14 protein-coding genes are annotated in these 17566 nt (G+C 69.4%); 8 read left to right on the top strand and 6 right to left on the bottom strand.

Going from position 1 to position 17566, the window contains the following annotated elements:
- The first annotated feature begins 257 nt into the window (after positions 1 to 257).
- Positions 258 to 2369, top strand: a complete 2112-nt coding sequence (locus OG956_RS36650) for a serine/threonine-protein kinase (protein WP_330342328.1) — start codon at positions 258 to 260, stop codon at positions 2367 to 2369.
- Between the two features lie 156 nt (positions 2370 to 2525).
- Here the strand turns inward: OG956_RS36650 and OG956_RS36645 are convergent, their stop codons facing one another.
- Positions 2526 to 2702: a hypothetical protein gene (locus OG956_RS36645; protein WP_330343064.1), complete on the bottom strand. Its 177-nt coding sequence runs from the start codon at positions 2700 to 2702 to the stop codon at positions 2526 to 2528.
- Positions 2703 to 3522: 820 nt separating this feature from the next.
- On the opposite strand from OG956_RS36645, the gene OG956_RS36640 reads away from it, so the two are divergent.
- The 6 genes from OG956_RS36640 (at position 3523) to OG956_RS36615 (ending at position 9382) form a co-directional block, all read left to right on the top strand.
- Positions 3523 to 3810 carry an alpha-amylase family glycosyl hydrolase gene (locus OG956_RS36640; RefSeq protein WP_443065647.1) on the top strand — a complete coding sequence of 96 codons (288 nt, stop codon included), beginning with the start codon at positions 3523 to 3525 and terminating at the stop codon, positions 3808 to 3810.
- A gap of 330 nt (positions 3811 to 4140) precedes the next feature.
- The gene (locus OG956_RS36635) at positions 4141 to 4854 is read left to right on the top strand and encodes a Type 1 glutamine amidotransferase-like domain-containing protein (protein WP_330342327.1); all 714 of its coding nucleotides are present in this window, start codon (positions 4141 to 4143) and stop codon (positions 4852 to 4854) included.
- 128 nt (positions 4855 to 4982) lie between these two features.
- Positions 4983 to 5459 (top strand): hypothetical protein, encoded by a 477-nt coding sequence (locus OG956_RS36630; RefSeq protein ID WP_330342326.1) that lies wholly within the window; start codon positions 4983 to 4985, stop codon positions 5457 to 5459.
- 754 nt (positions 5460 to 6213) lie between these two features.
- Positions 6214 to 7299 carry a sugar ABC transporter substrate-binding protein gene (locus OG956_RS36625; protein WP_330342325.1) on the top strand — a complete coding sequence of 362 codons (1086 nt, stop codon included), beginning with the start codon at positions 6214 to 6216 and terminating at the stop codon, positions 7297 to 7299.
- Positions 7300 to 7331: 32 nt separating this feature from the next.
- Positions 7332 to 8114: an ATP-binding cassette domain-containing protein gene (locus OG956_RS36620; protein WP_330342324.1), complete on the top strand. Its 783-nt coding sequence runs from the start codon at positions 7332 to 7334 to the stop codon at positions 8112 to 8114.
- A complete protein-coding gene (locus OG956_RS36615; RefSeq protein WP_443065646.1) occupies positions 8111 to 9382 on the top strand; it encodes a sugar ABC transporter permease in 1272 nt (423 codons plus the stop codon). Before OG956_RS36620 ends, OG956_RS36615 begins: the two co-directional genes overlap by 4 nt.
- A gap of 412 nt (positions 9383 to 9794) precedes the next feature.
- Here OG956_RS36615 and OG956_RS36610 read toward each other — a convergent pair whose 3' ends face one another.
- The 5 genes from OG956_RS36610 to OG956_RS36595 all read right to left on the bottom strand — a co-directional run bounded on the left by OG956_RS36610 (position 9795) and on the right by OG956_RS36595 (position 15657).
- Positions 9795 to 11237 carry an alpha/beta hydrolase family protein gene (locus tag OG956_RS36610; RefSeq protein WP_330342323.1) on the bottom strand — a complete coding sequence of 481 codons (1443 nt, stop codon included), beginning with the start codon at positions 11235 to 11237 and terminating at the stop codon, positions 9795 to 9797.
- Positions 11173 to 11703, bottom strand: coding sequence for a TMEM175 family protein (locus OG956_RS40335; RefSeq protein WP_443065645.1), 531 nt, complete (start codon positions 11701 to 11703; stop codon positions 11173 to 11175). The genes OG956_RS36610 and OG956_RS40335 overlap by 65 nt, the downstream gene beginning before the upstream one ends.
- 210 nt (positions 11704 to 11913) lie before the next feature.
- Complete coding sequence (locus OG956_RS36605) at positions 11914 to 12369, bottom strand: hypothetical protein (protein ID WP_330342322.1); 456 nt, start codon at positions 12367 to 12369, stop codon at positions 11914 to 11916.
- 297 nt (positions 12370 to 12666) lie between these two features.
- The gene (locus tag OG956_RS36600) at positions 12667 to 13911 is read right to left on the bottom strand and encodes a cytochrome P450 family protein (RefSeq protein ID WP_330342321.1); all 1245 of its coding nucleotides are present in this window, start codon (positions 13909 to 13911) and stop codon (positions 12667 to 12669) included.
- A gap of 954 nt (positions 13912 to 14865) precedes the next feature.
- Positions 14866 to 15657: a FadR/GntR family transcriptional regulator gene (locus OG956_RS36595; RefSeq protein ID WP_330342320.1), complete on the bottom strand. Its 792-nt coding sequence runs from the start codon at positions 15655 to 15657 to the stop codon at positions 14866 to 14868.
- Positions 15658 to 15848: 191 nt separating this feature from the next.
- Between OG956_RS36595 and OG956_RS36590 the strand changes: the two genes are divergently transcribed.
- Positions 15849 to 17564, top strand: a complete 1716-nt coding sequence (locus tag OG956_RS36590; RefSeq protein WP_330342319.1) for an L-lactate permease — start codon at positions 15849 to 15851, stop codon at positions 17562 to 17564.
- The last annotated feature ends 2 nt before the right edge of the window (positions 17565 to 17566 follow it).

The following is a 17566-nucleotide window of genomic DNA, read 5'->3' as shown; positions in this document are numbered from 1 at the left end:
GAGGCGGTCGGTGCACCCTCGCCTTCCAAACCCGGCCGGCCGACGCGACGGCTGAGCAAGCTCGCAAAGCGGGACGTCCGGTCCGGGTGGCCGCCGACCAGGTCTGCGGCGGGCGTGAACCACGCACGCGGATACGCGAGCCGCGCTATACCCGTTCTGGGTGACTTGCCGCGCTTCGGGCGATGTGCGATACGTGGAGAGGGCCCGTTAAGCGCTCGCCGAGGACCCCCTGTCGGCCGTCCTGGAAGAAGAGTGCCATGACAGGAGCGCAAGAGGCCGCCGGGCGCGTGATCACCGGACGTTACCGGCTTCTGCGTCGGCTCGGCACCGGCGGCATGGGACGTGTGTGGCTGGCGTACGACCAGGAACTGGCCTGCGAGGTCGCGCTCAAGGAGATCATTCTGCCGCCGGACGTCCCCGAGTGCGAGATGGGCTCCCGGATCGCGAGGGCCCGCGGCGAGGCCCGGCACGCCGCCCGGCTGCGCAACCATCCGCATGTCGTCACCGTGCACGACATCGTGGAAGAGGACGGCCTGCCGTGGATCGTCATGGAATACGTCCCCGACGCCATGGACCTCGAGGCGGTGGTGCGAGAGCGGGGGCCGCTGCCGCCCCGCGACGTCGCCCGGATCGGTCTGGCGGTCCTCGACGCCCTGCTGGAGGGACACCGGCTCGGTGTCCTGCACCGAGACGTCAAACCGGCGAACATCCTGCTGACCCATCCGGAGCCCCAGCCCGCCTATCCGACGGAGGGCGGCGGCCGGGTGATGCTCGCCGACTACGGCCTCGCGCTGGAGCCGAGCTCCGGGGAGGACCGCCTGACCGCCACCCTGGAGATCCTCGGGACGCCGCGGTTCATGGCCCCGGAGCGGGCCAACAGTCAGCCCCCCACCCCTGCCGCCGACCTGTTCTCGCTCGGGGCCACCCTGTACTACGCCCTCGAGGGGGTGGGTCCCTTCGACCGCGACACCGCCCTCACCTCACTGAGCGCGCTGCTGTTCGAGTCCCCGAGGCCACCGCGCCGGGCGACGGAGCTGACCCCGGTCCTCGTCGGGCTGCTGGCCAAGGACCCCGCGGACAGGATGGACGGTGAGGAGGCCGCCCGGCGGCTCGCCTGCATCGCCGACCAGCCCCACCCCTCCCCCATACAGGAACCGGTTCCCTCCCCGGAGGTGCCGCCGCCCGAGCTGCCCTCCGCCCCGAAGCCGCCGTGCCCCCAGGAACCGGCCGCGCCGACCGAGGTCGTGTTGCCGGCCGAGGTCCTATTGCCGGCCGAGCTGGAGGAACCGACCCGCCCGCCCCCGGAATCCCTGCCGCACGAAGGGGACGAGGCCCTGCTGCGGCTCCGTCCGCCACGGCCCAGAATCCGCCGGGCCGGGCTCATTGCGGGGGTGACGCTGGTGGCGCTTGCCGCGGCGGGCGGCGGCATCTACCTGGCGCAGTCCCCTTCCTCGGGTCCTGAAGCCGCCGTACCGTCCGTGTCCTCGATCCAGGTCGGCAATTCCCCGGGCGGGGTGGCGGTGTCGCCAGACGGGCGCCGGGCCTACGCGACCAACTACTTCGGCCCGGCTTCGGTGTCGGTGATCGACACCGCCACCAACCGCACCGTGGGCAACCCCATCGAAGTCGGCAGCAAGCCGCAGGGGGTGGTGGTCTCCCCAGACGGGCGCCGGGCCTACGTGGCCAACTCCGGCTCGGCTTCGGTGTCGGTGATCGACACCGCCACCAACCGCACGGTGGGCAAGCCCATCGGAGTCGGCAAGAACCCCATCAGACTGGCGGTCTCCCCAGACGGACGCCGGACCTACACGGCCAACGCCGGCTCGGACTCGGTGTCGGTGATCGACACCGCCACCAACCACACCGCGGGCAACCCCATTCCCGTCGGCGACGACCCGCAGGGGCTGGCAATCTCCCCAGACGGACGCCGGGCCTACACGGTCAACGCCGGCTCGGACTCGGTGTCGGTGATCGACACCGCCACCAACCACACCGCGGGCAACCCCATCGAAGTCGGCAAGAACCCAGTCGGGGTGGCGGTCTCCCCAGACGGACGCCGGGCCTACACGGTCAACGCCGGCTCGGACTCGGTGTCGGTGATCGACACCGCCACCAACCACACCGTGGGCAACCCCATCGAAGTCGGCAAGAACCCAGTCGGGGTGGCGGTCTCCCCAGACGGACGCCGGGCCTACGCGGCCAACGCCGGCTCGGACTCGGTGTCGGTGATCGACACCGCCACCAACCACACCGTGGGCAACCCCATTGTTGTGGACGAGTACCCGGTATGGGTGGCGGTCTCCCATGACGGACGCCGGGCCTACGCGGCCAACGCCGGCTCGGACTCGGTGTCGGTGATCAAGATCTAGCCTCCCCTTTTCGCTTGGGACCGCGGAGTAGAGCTGGCCGCGTGGGGCCGCTGGGTCTCGGCTGTTGGTCACCGGGCGGGCATGGCCGCGGCCGACGCCGGGGTAGGAATCTCCAGGCATCCCCGGTTGCAGGCGGGCCGGGAAAAGTACCGCAGGTCAGGTGGCAGGCCATGGCGGGACGGAGAGGTGGGCGAACGTGCTGACGAGTTCGTGCCGCCATGGCCAGGTGGCGACGGCCGACAGGCGGAGGCGGCATCCGCCACTGGTGACGCGGGCAGCCGCGGTGCCGGAGCAGCAGCGCTGGGCGCCGGCGGAGGCGGTGCCCTTCTTCACGAAGCTGGTGTCGTCGACGATCAGTACACCGTCCGGCTCGGCGACGTATGCCGACGCATGCTTCGAGCTCGTCGCGGACCTTGACCGCTTCACAAAAGGCCGCGGGACTGCAGGTGCTGCAGCCTGTCCGGGGTGTGTGGCCGGCGTACGCGGCGAGCTGCCGACAATTCTCGCGGTCCACCGGGCGAGCAGACCCTGCGCGCAGTCCCGCCTGCATGCGGCAGGGGCACACGTCCGCGGGCCGGCTCCGGAGCGGCCGTCCCACTACCGCCCGCCCCCACCCTCAGGCCGTTGACCAGGGAAATCGCAGTGAATCGGCGGTAGCGCCAGCTGTGGTACTAAACTGCCAAACCAGGAGTAATCCATCACCCCCGGCCACAGGAGATCATCATGGCGACAAGCGCCCGGAGGCGCATCCGGCACCTCGTCGGTGCGTTTTGCCTTGCTGCGCTGCTCGCCGGAACGGTGGGCGTGACGAGTGCTGGGGCAATGCCTCAGACAACGAAGTCCACGGGCCGAAGCGCGGCGCCAAACGTGCCCTGCGCGGGCCCCGAGGACCCGCCGGGCTGTGTCCCTGAGTGAGGCAACCGGCAAGACACGGGGAGCCTGCCCCTGGTGCTCCAGGCGGGGTGAGCCGGCACAGGGACCTGTTCATGTGTCGCGAGCGCTGAGAGACGACGGAAGAGGGCGGGAGACGGTGAGACCGGCTCCCGCCCTCTTCTGTCGGCATCCGCCCTGATCAGCGCGATCTCAGCTGATCTTCGGTCAGTGCCCTCGGTCAGGTTTCGAACCTGCGCACACTGCTTCGAAGGTTCCTGCAGTGTCTGGTGCTCCCGAAGGCCAAGCACCGCGAAGGCTCTCCGAGCGACCAGCGGTCCGCAGGCGGTCCACAGCTCGGCAACTGTACGGGCGTTCCTTCGCGGATTCCGACGGCGACGGCGTGGGCGACATACCCGGCGCATTGTCTCGCCTGGACGATCTGGCCTGGCTCGGGGTGGACGCGATCTGGGGCACGGCGGTGAACGCCTCTTCCGACTACGACCAGCGCGTGCCTCTTTGGTCGGTTCGTCAGTCGATCGGATGTGTCTGTCCGATTAGTGATCACTGATGCGATGTGGGATCGGATCGGCCTGCTCGCGACCACTGCGCGCTGCACTACCTGGCCGAACGCGAGTTCCGTGACCGCGCCATGCTCTATAGAGATCGTCTCGTCCTGAAGTCGCTGGTCACGGGTCTGGTGTGACCGGTGGCCGCGGTACTCGCCCTGGTCGGCGGCGTGATCGGCACCAAGTGATCGCCTGCCTCGGGGTGTTCGCCGGAACCTGCCGCTGTTCGCGCGTGCTGCAAGCGCCCGAGCCGGTCCTACGCGGCAAGCGGCCTGTTGCGGGAGCTGGATCCTGTTCGGCAGCGATGAGTTTTGCGGTGGTACCAGGTCCGTATGTCAGACCGCTTCATCGCATTCGAATCGGGAGGTATCGTGCGGCTTCTTCTCACATCCGCCGGCATCAAGAACGCGAGCATCCACGACGCGCTGGTCGACCTTCTGGGCAAACCGGTTGCCGAGGCCAACGCCCTGTGCATTCCCACCGCGGCGTATGCCATGCCCGGCGGTGTCGCTTCGGCATGGCGGTTCGTCAGTGGACGATCCGTCATCTCCCTGTGCGAGGTGGGCTGGAAGTCGCTGGGGCTACTGGAGCTCACCGCGCTGCCTAGCCTCGGCGAGGAGCTGTGGCTCCCCTCGGTCCGAGAGGCCGACGTCCTGCTGGCAGGTGGCGGCGATGCCCTGTATCTGTGTCACTGGATGCGGCAGTCCGGGCTGGCCGACCTGCTGCCGTCGCTGCGCGAGACGGTCTATGTGGGAGCGAGCGCCGGGAGCATGGTGATGGCCCCCAGCGTCGGGAAGGACTTCAGCGAGTCCTACGTCTGGAAGCCGCCTACCGGTGGCGACGGTGCGCTGGGCATGGTCGACTTTTCGATCTTCCCGCACCTGGACCACGAGAATCTCCCGGACAACTCCATGGCCAACGCGCAGAAGTGGGCCGCCGGGATCCCGCGACCGGGGTACGCGATCGACGACGAGACCGCCATCAAGGTGACCGACGGCAGCGTCGAAGTCGTCTCCGAGGGGCACTGGAAGCTGTTCGCCCCTTGAGCTGGGGATGGTGTGCTCGCACTGGTTACGGGCGAGATCACTGGGCGATCGTCCGTCGGGGGCGGTTTCCGGGGTTCTCGGGCGACGGGGCTGGGCATTCCGTAGGTTCCGCGGCGGGAGGGATGTGGATGACGGACGTGCTGACGTGGACGATCGAGCGGCGGATCCAGCTGGCGGATCGGGCCGATCTGCTCCGCAAGGAACTGGCCGGGATTGAGTCGGAGGTGGCCCGGCTGGAGGCCGCTGAAGTGGTGTTCGGTCAGTGCGCCGAGGCCACGGACGGCGGGCGTCGACAGTCGAGGATCTGGGAGCCGGAACCGGAACCGGAACCGGAACGGGTGGTGGTCGGGCCGGGAGCCGGCGGGATGCGGCTGGTGCCGGACCGGGCCGAGGGCATGGGCGTGGAGGTCTTCACGCCCATGTACCGGCGGATCGTGGAGATCGTGGCCGGCGCGGGCGGGCCGATGATGGCCAAGGATGTCGCGATCACCCTGGGCCGCGAGACGACGCCGGGCAAGGTCGAGCCGCTCCGTGGTCAGTCGCGTAAGTTGTCCGACCGGGGCTGGCCGGCGAGGACCGGGGCGGGCCGCTACCTGCCGCGCTGATCGATCGAGGCGGCGGCAGACCGGCCGGTTGTGGGCGTAACGCGCGGGCCCGCGGCGGGAGTTGGAGCGTGGGTGAAGACGTCCCGCCCCGCCGAGGGCTCGTGTGACGCTGTCTATCAGGTTCGGCTTCCGGTGTGGAAGTCGACCATCACTCTCGTCGCCGACCTGGTACGTGCCCGGCGCAGACAGCTGGGCACCCGCTGGCGGAAGGTGGACCCGGGTAACCTGGCGGTCATCGTGCTCGCCGTGCTCCGCCATGACCAGCGCCTGGCCGATATGGCCGGCGGCAACAACGTCTCCGCTTCCACCGTGCGTCGCCGGCTGCAGGAGGTCGTCGAACTGCTCGCCGCCCGGGCTCCGCGCCTCGACCGGGTGCTGATGAAGATCGCCAGGATCGGCAGTGTCGTGGTGCTACTGGACGTCACTCTCGTCCGCACCCGCCGCCGCACCGGGACGGACAACCGGAAGAATTACAGCGGCAAACACAAGGCCCTGCCCGCCGCGCCGACGCCACAGCTCGACGCGGCGCCTCGTCCCCTCACCGATCCACTGCGCTCGCAGGTCACCGCGGCCGATGCCAGACTGGCGACGTGGCCGCCTTGTGGTGGCGTGGCCGAAGGGGCACAAAAGACGCGCAACGCTGTCAGCCCACCGGGCCGGCCATCCCCACGGAGCGAGTCGGTCCACGGCCGCCCCGACCTGCGGACCCTGCTCGGGCCCCGCCTTAGTGGCACGGCTCAGGGAGGTCTGTTACATGAAGACCTTCATACGGGACGCTGCTGTCGCCGTGCTCGCCATGTCGATGGCTCTTGCTGCCTGTGGGCAGGGGGGCGGGACCGGCGGCCGCGCCGGGAGCGGCCCGAGGATCGGTCTGCTGCTACCGGATGCCATCACGTCCCGCTGGGAATCCAAGGACAGGCCTCTGCTGGAGGAGAAGATCAAGCGGTTGTGCCGCGACTGCACGGTCGAGCACGCCAATGCCAACGGCGACGTGGCCGCCCAGCAGCGACAGGTGGACTCCATGATCACCAAAGGAATCGATGCGCTGCTGCTCGTGGCCGTCGACGCCAGCGCGCTCAGCGCCGCAGTCAGGAAGGCGCACGACGCGGGCGTCCCCGTCATCTCCTACGACCGCCTCGGCGAGGGCCCGATCTCGGGCTATGTGTCCTTCGACGGCCAAGAGGTCGGCAGGCTCCAGGCGAGGGCGCTGCTGGAGGCCATGGCCCGCCGGGGGGCCGGTGATCAGATCGTGATGATCAACGGCGATCCCACCGACCCCAACACCCTTCTGTTCGAAGCAGGCGCCCTGTCGGTGCTCAGGGGCAAGGTCAAGATCGGCAAGATGTACGACACGCCGATGTGGCGTTCGGACATCGCCAACATGAACATGTCCGGCGCCATCGCCGACCTCGGAGCCCGCAACATCGACGGCGTCTACTCCGCAAACGACGCCCTTGCCTCCGGCATCATCTCCGCTCTCAGGGCGAACAAGGTCTCCCCACTGCCCCCCGTCACCGGCCAGGACGCCGACCTCGGAGCCGTGCGCCGCATCGTCGGTGGCGAACAGTACATGACCGTCTGGAAGCCCACCGGCGCCGAGGCCTCCGCGGGCGCCGCCATGGCCGTGGCCGCCGCCCGCGGCGAGAACCTCCACCGCATCGCCACCGGCACGGTGCGCACCCGCGGTGGGAAGGTGGTTCCGGCCGTCCTGCTCACCCCGGTGTCAGTGACCGTCGGCACCATCAAGGACACCCTCGTGAAGGGCGGCGTCTACACGGTCCAGCAGATCTGCGTGCCCCGGCTCAGAACGGCCTGCCACCGGGCCGGACTGACCGGATAGGCCGGTCCACCACAGCGGGCCCAGGGAAGGAGATGGTTTCCGTGCCGGCTCCACCACTGCTGGCGCTGCACGGCGTGTGCAAACGCTTCGGCGTCGTTCAGGTCCTCACCGACATCGAACTGAAGATTCGCGCCGGCGAGGTCGTGGCGCTTCTGGGGGACAACGGGGCCGGCAAGTCCACCCTCGTCAAGGTGATCTCGGGCGTGGCCCCCGCGGACTCGGGCACCATCGAATGGGAGGGCCGGACGGTCCACATCAGGCGTCCCCAGGACGCCCGGGATCTCGGCATCGCCACCGTCTACCAGGACCTCGCCCTGTGCGGCAACCTCGACGTCGTCGGCAACCTGTTCCTCGGGCAGGAGATCCGCAGGCTCGGCTTCCTCGACGAAGTGGAGATGGAACGCCGTACCCGTGACCTCCTGAAGCGCCTGGCGACGGGCCTGCCCGACCTGCGCTCCCCCGTCGTGGCCCTGTCCAGCGGCCAGCGACAGACGGTCGCCATCGCCCGCTCCCTCCTCGGCGACCCCCGGGTGCTGCTCCTGGATGAACCGACGGCATCCCTGGGCATCGAACAGACCGCCGAAGTCCTGGAACTCGTCGACCAGCTGCGTGACCGCGGCATGGGAGTCCTCCTCGTCAGCCACAACATGGCCGATGTCAAAGCCCTCGCAGACCGGGCGGCGGTGCTGCGACTGGGCCGCAACAACGGCTTCTTCAATGTCAACACCGCGTCCCACGAGGAGATCATCTCCTCCATCACCGGGGCCACGGAGAACGTTCCCCACCGGATGGCCCAGCGGGAGGTGGACTGGTGACACAGGACCGCAAGAACACGGACGACAGGCAGCCCGCCCCCGCCGCCGCACCCCGCCGACCGGGTCCCGGCCGGGAAGTCGTCCGTGTGGTGGAGGGCTGGGTCGCCGCGTCACGGCACAAGTTCATCGCCGGCGAACTGGGCTCGCTCCCGGTCGTCCTCGTCCTCCTCGCGGTATGGGTCGTCTTCCAGTGCCTCAACCCGAACTTCCTCTCGCCCCGGAACCTGTCCAACCTCAGTGTGGACATCGTGGGTACGGGTCTGATCGCGGTCGGCATCGTCTTCGTGCTGCTGATCGGCGAGCTCGACCTGTCGGTCGGTTCGGTCAGCGGTCTCGCGGCAGCCGTCTTCGCCGTACTGAGCGTCAACAACGGCGTCCCCGAATGGCTCGCCGTCATCCTCGCGGTGCTCGTGGGCACAGCTGCCGGCACCATCCAGGGTTTTTCCTTCGCCAGGACCCGTGTGCCCGCATTCGTCGTCACGCTCGCGGGGCTGCTGACCTGGAATGGCGTCATGCTCTACGTCCTCGGCACCAGTGGCACCATCGACCTCGACGAGAACGGCCTCGTCGCCAGGCTGACGAACCACTACTTCAGCAACCCCGGCGTCGCCTACGGTGTGGCGGCGCTCGGCGCGGGCCTGCCCTTCGTCATCTCCTACCGGAACAGGAGCCGGCGGCGGGCCCTGGGCCTGCCGCACCGTTCGCTCTCCGAGCTCGGGGTACGCACAGGAGCGCTCACGGTGGTCGCGTTCGCCGCCGCGTACGTGCTCAACCAGTTCCACGGACTGCCACTGGCCCTCCTGATTTTCCTCGTCGTGGTGGCCGGACTGGACGTGCTCCTGCGCCACACATACCTCGGACGACAGGTCTACGCACTCGGCGGCGGTGTCGAGGCAGCCCGCCGCGCCAGTATCGGCGTGGTGCGGGTGCAGACCGTGGTGCTCGCCGCCTCCGGCACGATGGCCGCGATCGGCGGCCTGTTCCTCGCCTCACGGATCACCTCGGTCAGCCAGTCCTCCGGCTCGGGCGTCCTGTTGCTGAACGCCATCGCGGCGGCGGTCATCGGCGGCACCAGCCTGTTCGGGGGACGCGGCACGACCTGGTCCGCGGTGCTCGGTGCGCTGATCATCCAGTCGATCGCCTCAGGCATGGCGATCACAGACACCCCGGTCGCCCTCCAGTTCGTGATCACCGGCGGGGTGCTGTTCGCCGCCGCGGTCATCGACGCACTGTCGCGCCGCTCCCAGGAGGCGCACGGCCGGGCCTGAGCAGTCCGTTCCCCCGACCGCCCTGTCCGCCAGGGACGACGGGCCTCGGGACCGCGACGAGGGCGGGGCCCTGGGGTGGTGCGTGGGCACGGGCATGGGGCCCAGCGAGCGCACAGAACGGCATTCTCATGCGCACGGTCGCCTCGATGTCCGACGCCCGCACGGTGACTGGCTGGCGTCCGCCGGGACCGCGAGGAGTTCCAGGAGTTCGCCGACGCCGGGGTGGCAAGGGTTCGGCGATCGTGCAGCTGTAGGAGAAAGCGTGGGAGGAGTCCACCCCCGTTCCCAGGTTCGACCTGGAAGACGCTTCGAACGCCTTCGGCATCACCTCCGGCGGCCGACTCCCAGCCGCCCGCCGGTGACCGCGACCACCCTGGTCAAGCCCGTCGTCTGGCAGACCCTGCCCGTGGGGTCAGCCGCGCTGAAGTGTCTCCTTCAGCCAGTCGAAGACGACCTCGCAGTGCTGCCTGGGCGCCATCGGCGAGCAGTGCAACTGGGCACCGGTCGCTGCGGTGAGCTTCACGTATTCCTTCGGGGCCGTCAGCCTGTCGAACATCTCGTGCGGCTGGCCGGGGTAGAACTGTTCGAAGTCGTAGTCGAGAACGAGGGTGGGCGCCTTGATGCGGCCCACAACATCCGTGATGTCCAGAGACTTGATGAGCTGGGCGGGGGTGTAGAAATCGGTGAAGAGCCTGCCTTGGCGAGCGGCGAGCATCGCCGGCGCGGAGAAGGGTTCGAAGCGTTTCTTCACGGTCGCCGCCTCAGCGGGTGACAGGTGTGGGGCTACCTCCTTGTTCCAGACGTGGTTGGTCTCTTGCCTGTTCGGAGTGAGAATCTTCCGGAGCTCCCCGAAGCCGCGCCAAGGATCCAGGCAGCCGGGCATCGCGACCACTGCTGCGATCCGATGTTCGAAGGCCGCGGCCCGGGGAGCCAAGTCGCCCCCCATGCTCAGCCCGGTGAGAGCGATCTTGTCCGCGTCCACGTCAGAACGGGCGGTCAGCCAGTCGACGAGCGGCGTCACGACCGTCTCCCACCGAGCGCTGAACACCGTCTGGTCCAGGAAAATCATCTGTCCCTGGCCAGGGCCCTCGTAGACGAGGGCGTTCCAGTCCCGGGCCAGCGCAGCGGAGACACCGTACGTCCACATGTCGACGTTCTGTCCATCGCTGCCGTTGGTGAGGATCACGGTGGGGCGGCGGCGTCCTGATGCGTCCGGGCGGAACAGCCACACGGGCAGCGGAGTCCTTCCGTACGGAACACTCGCCGTCACCGGTGCCGGGTCGCACAGTGTGCAGAAGGTGTCCCAAGCGCCACGGCAGGCCTTGTACAGCTGCTCCTCGTTGCCCGGCTCCTCGGAGCCGAGGACGAAGAAGAGCGCCTGGGAGTAGTACTGCGAAGCTCTCAGCGCCCGGAAGCGCGCGGTCTCCCGGTCGGGTTTCCGGCCCTCCGGCGCCTTCATGAGACGGTCGCCGAGCTTCCTGAAGGTCTCGACGTACACCTGCGCTGACAGACCGGCCTTGTTGATCGCGTTCACAGCCGTGAGCACCTCGCCCACGTCGCCGCTTCCCTGGTCGGACCCGCCGAGCGCCAAGAGGCTGTTGAAATTGAACTCCGGGTTGCTGAACAGCGTCATCGCCCCCGGCGTGGGTCCCCCTGCGGACGGAGAGGTCGTTCCCGAGGCGGGAACCTGCTCCGAGGAGGCCTGCGTGGTGCAGCCCGCCGTCAGCAGCGCGGCCCCCGCCACCCCGACGAGCCCGGACAGGGCACCGCGCCGTCCTACGCCGAGGACCTCATGTGGAGGAACATGACTCATGGCTGTCGAATGTATGCCGGAGTTCCGCTCGGCCCGTCGCACGACGCTCGAAGTGGCCCCTAACAGCCGATGCCGCGGCTGCCGTCCTGGAGCGGCGGGCAGGTGCGGCCCGGGGATTCACCTGTCCCGCCGGTGGGCGAGGCGGTCCGCCGCAACGGACAGCGGCACAGCGGCGGCCCAGGAGCACATCACGGCAGTCGGTGAAAGTTGGGCGATGCCTACGGAGGCGAGAAACACGAACGCCTGGAGGACAACGGAATGGTGCCCAGCCGCTCACCCGCCTGACGGCAAAGGCGCAGGGCGATGAGGTACAGGAGCAGCGCCGCCAGACCGACCACCGCTCCGTACAGACCCGGACCGAGTGGTCGGTCGCCGTAGTCACGCGGGGGGTAGGGAAGGGGATCAGCGACAGCAGTGCCAGGAAGACCATGTTCAGCCAGAACAGAACGGTGTCGGCATGGGCGGCCCCGCGCATGACGGCGTGATGAGCTGTCCAGAAAGTCGCCAAGCGTTCGGGGCGGGGCGGAACCCGTTCGCGCCGGGGCGGGCGTGCGCTTCAGCGTGTGCCTTCTGCCCTGGTCCGCGGCCAGGCTGCCTGGCGGGCACGGCGCTTGACGCAGACGCGGGGACCACGACCCTCATGGCCCACACGCGCGCAATGAGCGCGTCCGCCGGCGAGGCGGTGTCTACGCTGTCTTGCGCTGCGTCTCCGGGGGTGTCACGTCCGATCGATCGCTGCGCGAGCCGGGCCGGGCCGGGCAAGGGGACCGGCGTCCGTGGAGAGCGGCAGGGTGACGTCCGCGACGGTGCCGGCGGGGTGGCGGGGGCGGATGGTCAGGCTGCCGCCCGCCTCCTCGACGCGGACGCGGTGGGAGGCGATGCCGATGTGACCGCTCGCCGTGGCGACGGCCTGGGGTTCCACCGCCGTTCCGACGCCGTTGTCGATCGCCTGCAGCCGGGCGAGGTCTGGCCAGTTGGCGCTGCTGCGCAGCACGGCGGCCCTACGAGCGGCCCGTCGGCTGCCCGGCGCACGCGAAGCGGTGACCGGCGCCGTGGACTCGACCGCGGTGCTGCGCCGCCGCGACGGCTTCGCCTCCCGCTGGGTGTTCATCGCGGCGCGGCCGAGGGGCGACCATCCTCGCGGGCGGGAAGCCGCCCATGCCGACCGCGTCACGGAACGCGTCCCCGGGGCCATCCGCGGGTGCGGGGACGGTCCCCCGGCCTCCACCAGCTGCGCCAGGCCCTCGACCTGCTTCCCTCACCGGCGGGGAGCAGTCGGAGCGAGCGCATCAAGCGTGCTCGTGATCAAGCGCAGCGGCACGGCATCGCCACCGCTACGAGCGGCCGGCAACCATCTGCCTGGCCACACTCCATAGCGCATCTTCACTGGTCACAGGCCGCTGACTGATCACGAGGAAACCGTCCAGGCAGTCGTCCGCCCGTCCCGCCCGCAGGGACGGTGAGCCGTCCCCTACGTTCCCGCTCCGACAGGATCCAGGGTCACAGGCAGACTCCGGTGTCCGTTGGAGATGAAGGAGGGAACCGGCTCGATACGGGCGGCGGATCGGGCCAGTGCAAGGGAAGGGAAGCGCTGGAACAGTGCCGGGAGCGCAGTGGCCGCCTCCATGCGGGCGAGTGGTGCGCCCAGGCAGTAGTGAACGCCGTAGCCGAAGGCAAGATGGTCCTTGACCTCGCGGGTCGCGTCGAAGACACCTGCTGACGGGCCGTGGTGCTCGGGGTCCTGGCCGGCGGCTGCGTAGGACGCCAGGATGGCGTCCCCCTTCGGGATGGTCGTGCCCGCGACGGTGATGTCCTCGACGGCGTAGCGCAGAGGCAGGTGGGCCACGGGCGCGTCGACGCGCAGGCTTTCTTCGATGACATCGGTCCACGTGACTTTGCCGGTGCGGACCAGGTGGAGCTGGTCGGGCGAGGTCAGCAGCGCGTACACGGCGTTGTCGAGCAGGTTCACGGTCGTCTCGTGGCCGGCAGCGATGATCAGCAGGAGCGTGTCGACGACTTCGGTCTCAGTCAGTGACTCGTTGCTGTCGCCAGAGGCGATCAGGTAGCTCGTCAGGTCGTTCCCCGGTTTCCTCCTGCGGTAGTCGATCAGTTCGTTGAGCAGGCGGTAGGTGGCGTGGTGGTTGGCAGCAGCGTCCTCTGGGCCGAGTCCCGTGTTGAAGATGTTGTCGATGCAGGCGCGGATGCCGACGGCCATGGATCCCTCGGGGACACCCATGAGCTCCGTGATCACCAGCACCGGAATCACGTATGCGAAGTGCTGTCGCAGGTCAACCACGCCGTCGGTCACGGCGCCAGGCAGATCATCCAGGACACTCGCCACTATGCGCTCGACCCGAGGGAGCAGCTGGGCCGTTCTGCGGGCGGTGAAAGCCGGCGTCACCAGTCTGCGGAGCCTGCGGTGGTCGCTCCCATAGGCGGTGAACATGCTGGTGACGGACACCCAGGCGTACAGCGGCCACTCGGGCGTGATCTTGCCGGCGATGAATCGGGGCCAGTGCTGACGGGGGTCTTTCGATACCCGCGGATCGGTCAGGAGTTGCTCGAGGAGAGTGTGGCTGCTGATCGACCACGCCGGGACGTCACCGGGAAGGATCACTTTCGTGACGGGACCACGGGCGCGGAGCTGGGCGCCTTCCGCGCGTATGTCGTGACCTGCCGGGTCGAGAACGTACGGTTGCTGATCGTCGGTTGGCAACTGCCCGCCTCTCGTTGGTGTGCAGTGGTTTGCCGATGGCCTCGGTCTGCGACCTGGCCGGCAGAAGCGGCCAGCATGGACGGGCGGGTCCGTCGGCAGGCGCTGGACGCTGCGTTGTGATTGTGCTGTGTAGTCGACGGCGTGGCGATTCCGCCTGTGGCCGGTTGGCCGGGATACGAATCGAGGTCGACGGGGGTCCGTCGGCAGAAAGCCACTTGTGGGCGACGGTGTCGGGGGCGGCGCCTTGGCGACCGGCGTGGAGAGTTCGTCCAGAAGCCCGGCGGCGAGCTTGGCCAAAACCACATCGCAGGCATCGGCTGTGGGATGGGTCAGGACACCCCGCTCGTGAACTGTCCGGTTTGATCACCAGAGTGTCCAAGGCCGCGCTGGGCGCGACGGGTGGGAATGAGCGGCAGGGTCCCCCTTTTACGCGGTGACCGGGCTGCTGCGGCGCGCCGGGGGCCGAGCAGCCCCCGGCAGGGGCGAGCGGCCACGCGCCGCCGGAGGGCGGACCGGCCGCGCCCTGGGCCGTTTCGGGCGGAGCCGGCGGTGCGGGCGCGCCGACCGCCACCACCAGGCAGCCCGGCCAGGGCCCCGCGCCGACCGCCACAAGCCCGCGGTCGCTTGGATCCCTGGCTCGGTGGCGGCGTCCAACGGCTGCGAGGCGTGCATGAACTACCGCAGTGACGGCTTCCTCCAGGCCCTGCTGGAGTCCTGGGGCAACAACTCCAAGATGAACTACTTCCGCGGTCCGACCCAGCAGTTCAAGGACTCCCGGCAGCAGAACGGCACCGGCACGCTCACGACGGACTCCTACTGGGACGGCCCCGGCGTCTGCCTATGGGTGTGCGTGTGGCGGGACGGCTACTACAAACGGTGGTCCGGGAGGCCGGCGGTCCTCTTACAGGACCGCGGAAAACATGACGGGGGCTGTCCCAGACCCCGCCTTGCGGATCATCGCTCCAGCGGGGGGCTGTCCCAGACCGCCGACTGGGCGGGGGTGCCTTCGGCGGACTGAAGGACCGTGCGCACCACATCGTGGTGGAAGCGCCGGATGTGGGCCTCGACCAGGTCGCCGGCGCTTTCCGCGTCTCCGGCCGCGATGGCGGCGTGGATGGCGTGGTGTTCCGCACGCAGGCGGTCCCGTTCGTCCTCCCAGTCCTCCAGCCGGTGGAAGGATGCCAGGAGGGTGTGTCGCACCGCGTTGCGTACGGCGACGGTCAGATCGGTGACCAGGCGGTTGCCCCCGGCCTCGGCGATGGCGACGTGGAAGCGTGTGTCGCGGTCGTTGAACTCCTCGCGGGAGATCTCGGGGGCGTCCATGTGGGCCAGGCATTCGGCCATCCGGGCCAGGTCCGCTTCGGTGGCCTGATCGGCGGCGAGGCGGGCGCTCGACCGCTCCAGCGCGGCGCGGGCCTCCACGACGTCTTTGACGGGAAAGTTCGCCAGCGCGATGTGCAGCCGCAGCAACTGGGTCAGGCCGGCGCTGGGCATGGCGGCGATGACGCTGCCGGAGTCGGGGCCGGTGCCCACCCGGGCCCGCAGGACCCCCTGGGCCTCCAGGACCCGCAAGGCCTCGCGAATCGCCGCGCGGCTGACCCCGAGCAGCTCGACGAGCTCCCGCTCGGTCGGCAGCCGGTCCCCGACACGCAGCTTGCCGGCCAGGATCTGCTCCTCGATCCGCGCGAGGACCAGCTCGTAGGTGCGCGACCGCGGCACAGGTTCCCAGATCGTCGGCTCAGCCATGAAAGCCCTTCTCGTCCTGGTGGGGGTGCGAGCGGGTGTCCGCCCGCCTGGAGTTGATGGTATCCCGATCTGCCCATTACTTGGTCTGACCAAAGGAACAATCTCTCGTCGACATCTGGACGGTAGAGGGCGACAGACCTAGCTTTGAACTGTCCAGGCTATGGTCTGACCAAGCTAGATAAGGGTCCTCCATGTACCAGCCCCACCTCTCGCCAGTCGCAGGCAGCCTCGCGTTGTCCGCTCTCGTGGCCGCCCTTCCCCTGCTCACCCTGTTCGTGCTGCTCGGCGGTGCGCGGCTGCGTGCCCACTGGGCCGGGCTCGCCTCCGTCGCCGTTGCGGTCGTCGTCGCCGTCGCGGGCTACCACATGCCCGCCCGCCTCGCGCTGCTGTCCGCGGGCGAGGGCGCCGCGTTCGGCCTCTTCCCGATCGTGTGGATCCTGGTCACCGCCATCTGGCTGTACCAGCTGACCGTCATCACGGGGCGGTTCGAGGATCTGCGCCAGGCGTTCCACCTGATCAGCGATGATCCTCGGGTCCAGGCAATGATCATCGCCTTCTGCTTCGGCGGCCTGCTGGAGGCGCTCGCCGGATTCGGCGCCCCGGTGGCGATCACCGGCGTGATGCTCATGGCCCTCGGCTTCTCGCCGTTCCGCGCCGCGCTCACCGTCCTGGTGGCCAACACCGCTCCCGTCGCCTTCGGCGCCATCGGCATTCCGATCATCACTGCCGGCGGTCTGACGAAGATTCCCTACACCGAGATCGGCGCGTACGTGGGGCGGCAGACACCGCTGCTCGCGCTCTTCGTGCCGCTGCTGCTGGTCGCGCTGGTCGACGGCCGGCGCGGTGTCCGCCAGACCTGGCCGGTGGCCCTGGTGTGCGGGGCGGTCTTCGCGCTGGCCCAGTTCACCAGCTCCAACTTCCTCTCGGTCGAGCTCACCGACATCATCGCCTCACTCGCCGCCCTTGCCGCCGTCGTCGTCTTCCTGCGCCTGTGGCAGCCACGCGGCGGCGAGCAGGCCCGCGCCGATCTGAGCGCAGTCCACCCGTCGGCTTCCGACGGCCCGGCAGGCTCCGCCTCAGCCCCCGGCCCCGCCGCCGCGGTGGGCACCCGGGTCCGGTCGGAGGCGTCCGGCACCACCCAGGGACCGCGGGAGGCGATCCCCGGCCCCCGCCTGTTGATGGCATTCCTGCCCTACCTCGTGGTGATCGCCGTCTTCTCGGTCGCCAATCTGGTCAAGCCGGTGCAGCGGGCGCTGGCCGCAACGACCACCGACATCCACTGGCCCGGTCTCGACGGCCAGGTCCTCACCATCGCCGGGAAGGTCAGTTCGACCACCGTCTACCACCTTCCGTGGCTGTCCTCCCCGGGCACCCTGCTGCTGCTGTCCGGCCTGCTGGTCACCGCCGCCTACCGCATCACCCCGGCCGCGGCCGTCCGCGAGTTCGGCGCCACGCTCTTCAAACTGCGCTGGGCCGTGCTCACCATCGCCGCGGTGCTCGCCCTCGCCTACGTGATGAACCTTTCCGGCCAGACCATAACCATCGGATCCTGGATCGCCGGCACCGGTACCGCCTTCGCGTTCCTCTCCCCGGTACTCGGCTGGCTTGGCACCGCCGTCACCGGGTCGGACACCTCCGCCAACGCGCTCTTCGCCACGCTGCAGCAGACCGCCGCAGCCAAGGCCGGCCTGTCACCGACGCTGCTGGTCGCCGCCAATACCTCCGGGGGTGTCCTCGGCAAGATGATCAGCCCGCAGAACCTCACCATCGCTGCCACCGCCGTGGGCCTGGCAGGCCGGGAGTCGGACCTGCTGCGCGGAGCCGTCAGATGGAGCCTGGGCTTGCTGCTGGTGTTGTGCGCGCTGGTCTACCTGCAGTCCGGCGTCCTGGCGGGGATGCTTCCGTGAAC

This window comes from Streptomyces sp. NBC_00557 (assembly GCF_036345995.1).
In the GTDB taxonomy this organism is placed as follows: Bacteria; Actinomycetota; Actinomycetes; order Streptomycetales; family Streptomycetaceae; genus Streptomyces.
The sequence above is the reverse complement of the archived record's forward strand: the minus strand, read 5'-3'. Positions and strand labels throughout refer to the sequence as shown.

What these genes read in the sequence shown, in the direction of transcription:
- OG956_RS36595 (WP_330342320.1), bottom strand. Translation starts at nt 15,657, where the DNA reads ATGGCTGAGCCGACGATCTGGGAACCTGTGCCGCGGTCGCGCACCTAC.
- OG956_RS36625 (WP_330342325.1), top strand. Translation starts at nt 6,214, where the DNA reads ATGAAGACCTTCATACGGGACGCTGCTGTCGCCGTGCTCGCCATGTCG.
- OG956_RS36620 (WP_330342324.1), top strand. Translation starts at nt 7,332, where the DNA reads ATGGTTTCCGTGCCGGCTCCACCACTGCTGGCGCTGCACGGCGTGTGC.
- OG956_RS36630 (WP_330342326.1), top strand. Translation starts at nt 4,983, where the DNA reads ATGACGGACGTGCTGACGTGGACGATCGAGCGGCGGATCCAGCTGGCG.
- OG956_RS36590 (WP_330342319.1), top strand. Translation starts at nt 15,849, where the DNA reads ATGTACCAGCCCCACCTCTCGCCAGTCGCAGGCAGCCTCGCGTTGTCC.
- OG956_RS36650 (WP_330342328.1), top strand. Translation starts at nt 258, where the DNA reads ATGACAGGAGCGCAAGAGGCCGCCGGGCGCGTGATCACCGGACGTTAC.
- OG956_RS36635 (WP_330342327.1), top strand. Translation starts at nt 4,141, where the DNA reads ATGTCAGACCGCTTCATCGCATTCGAATCGGGAGGTATCGTGCGGCTT.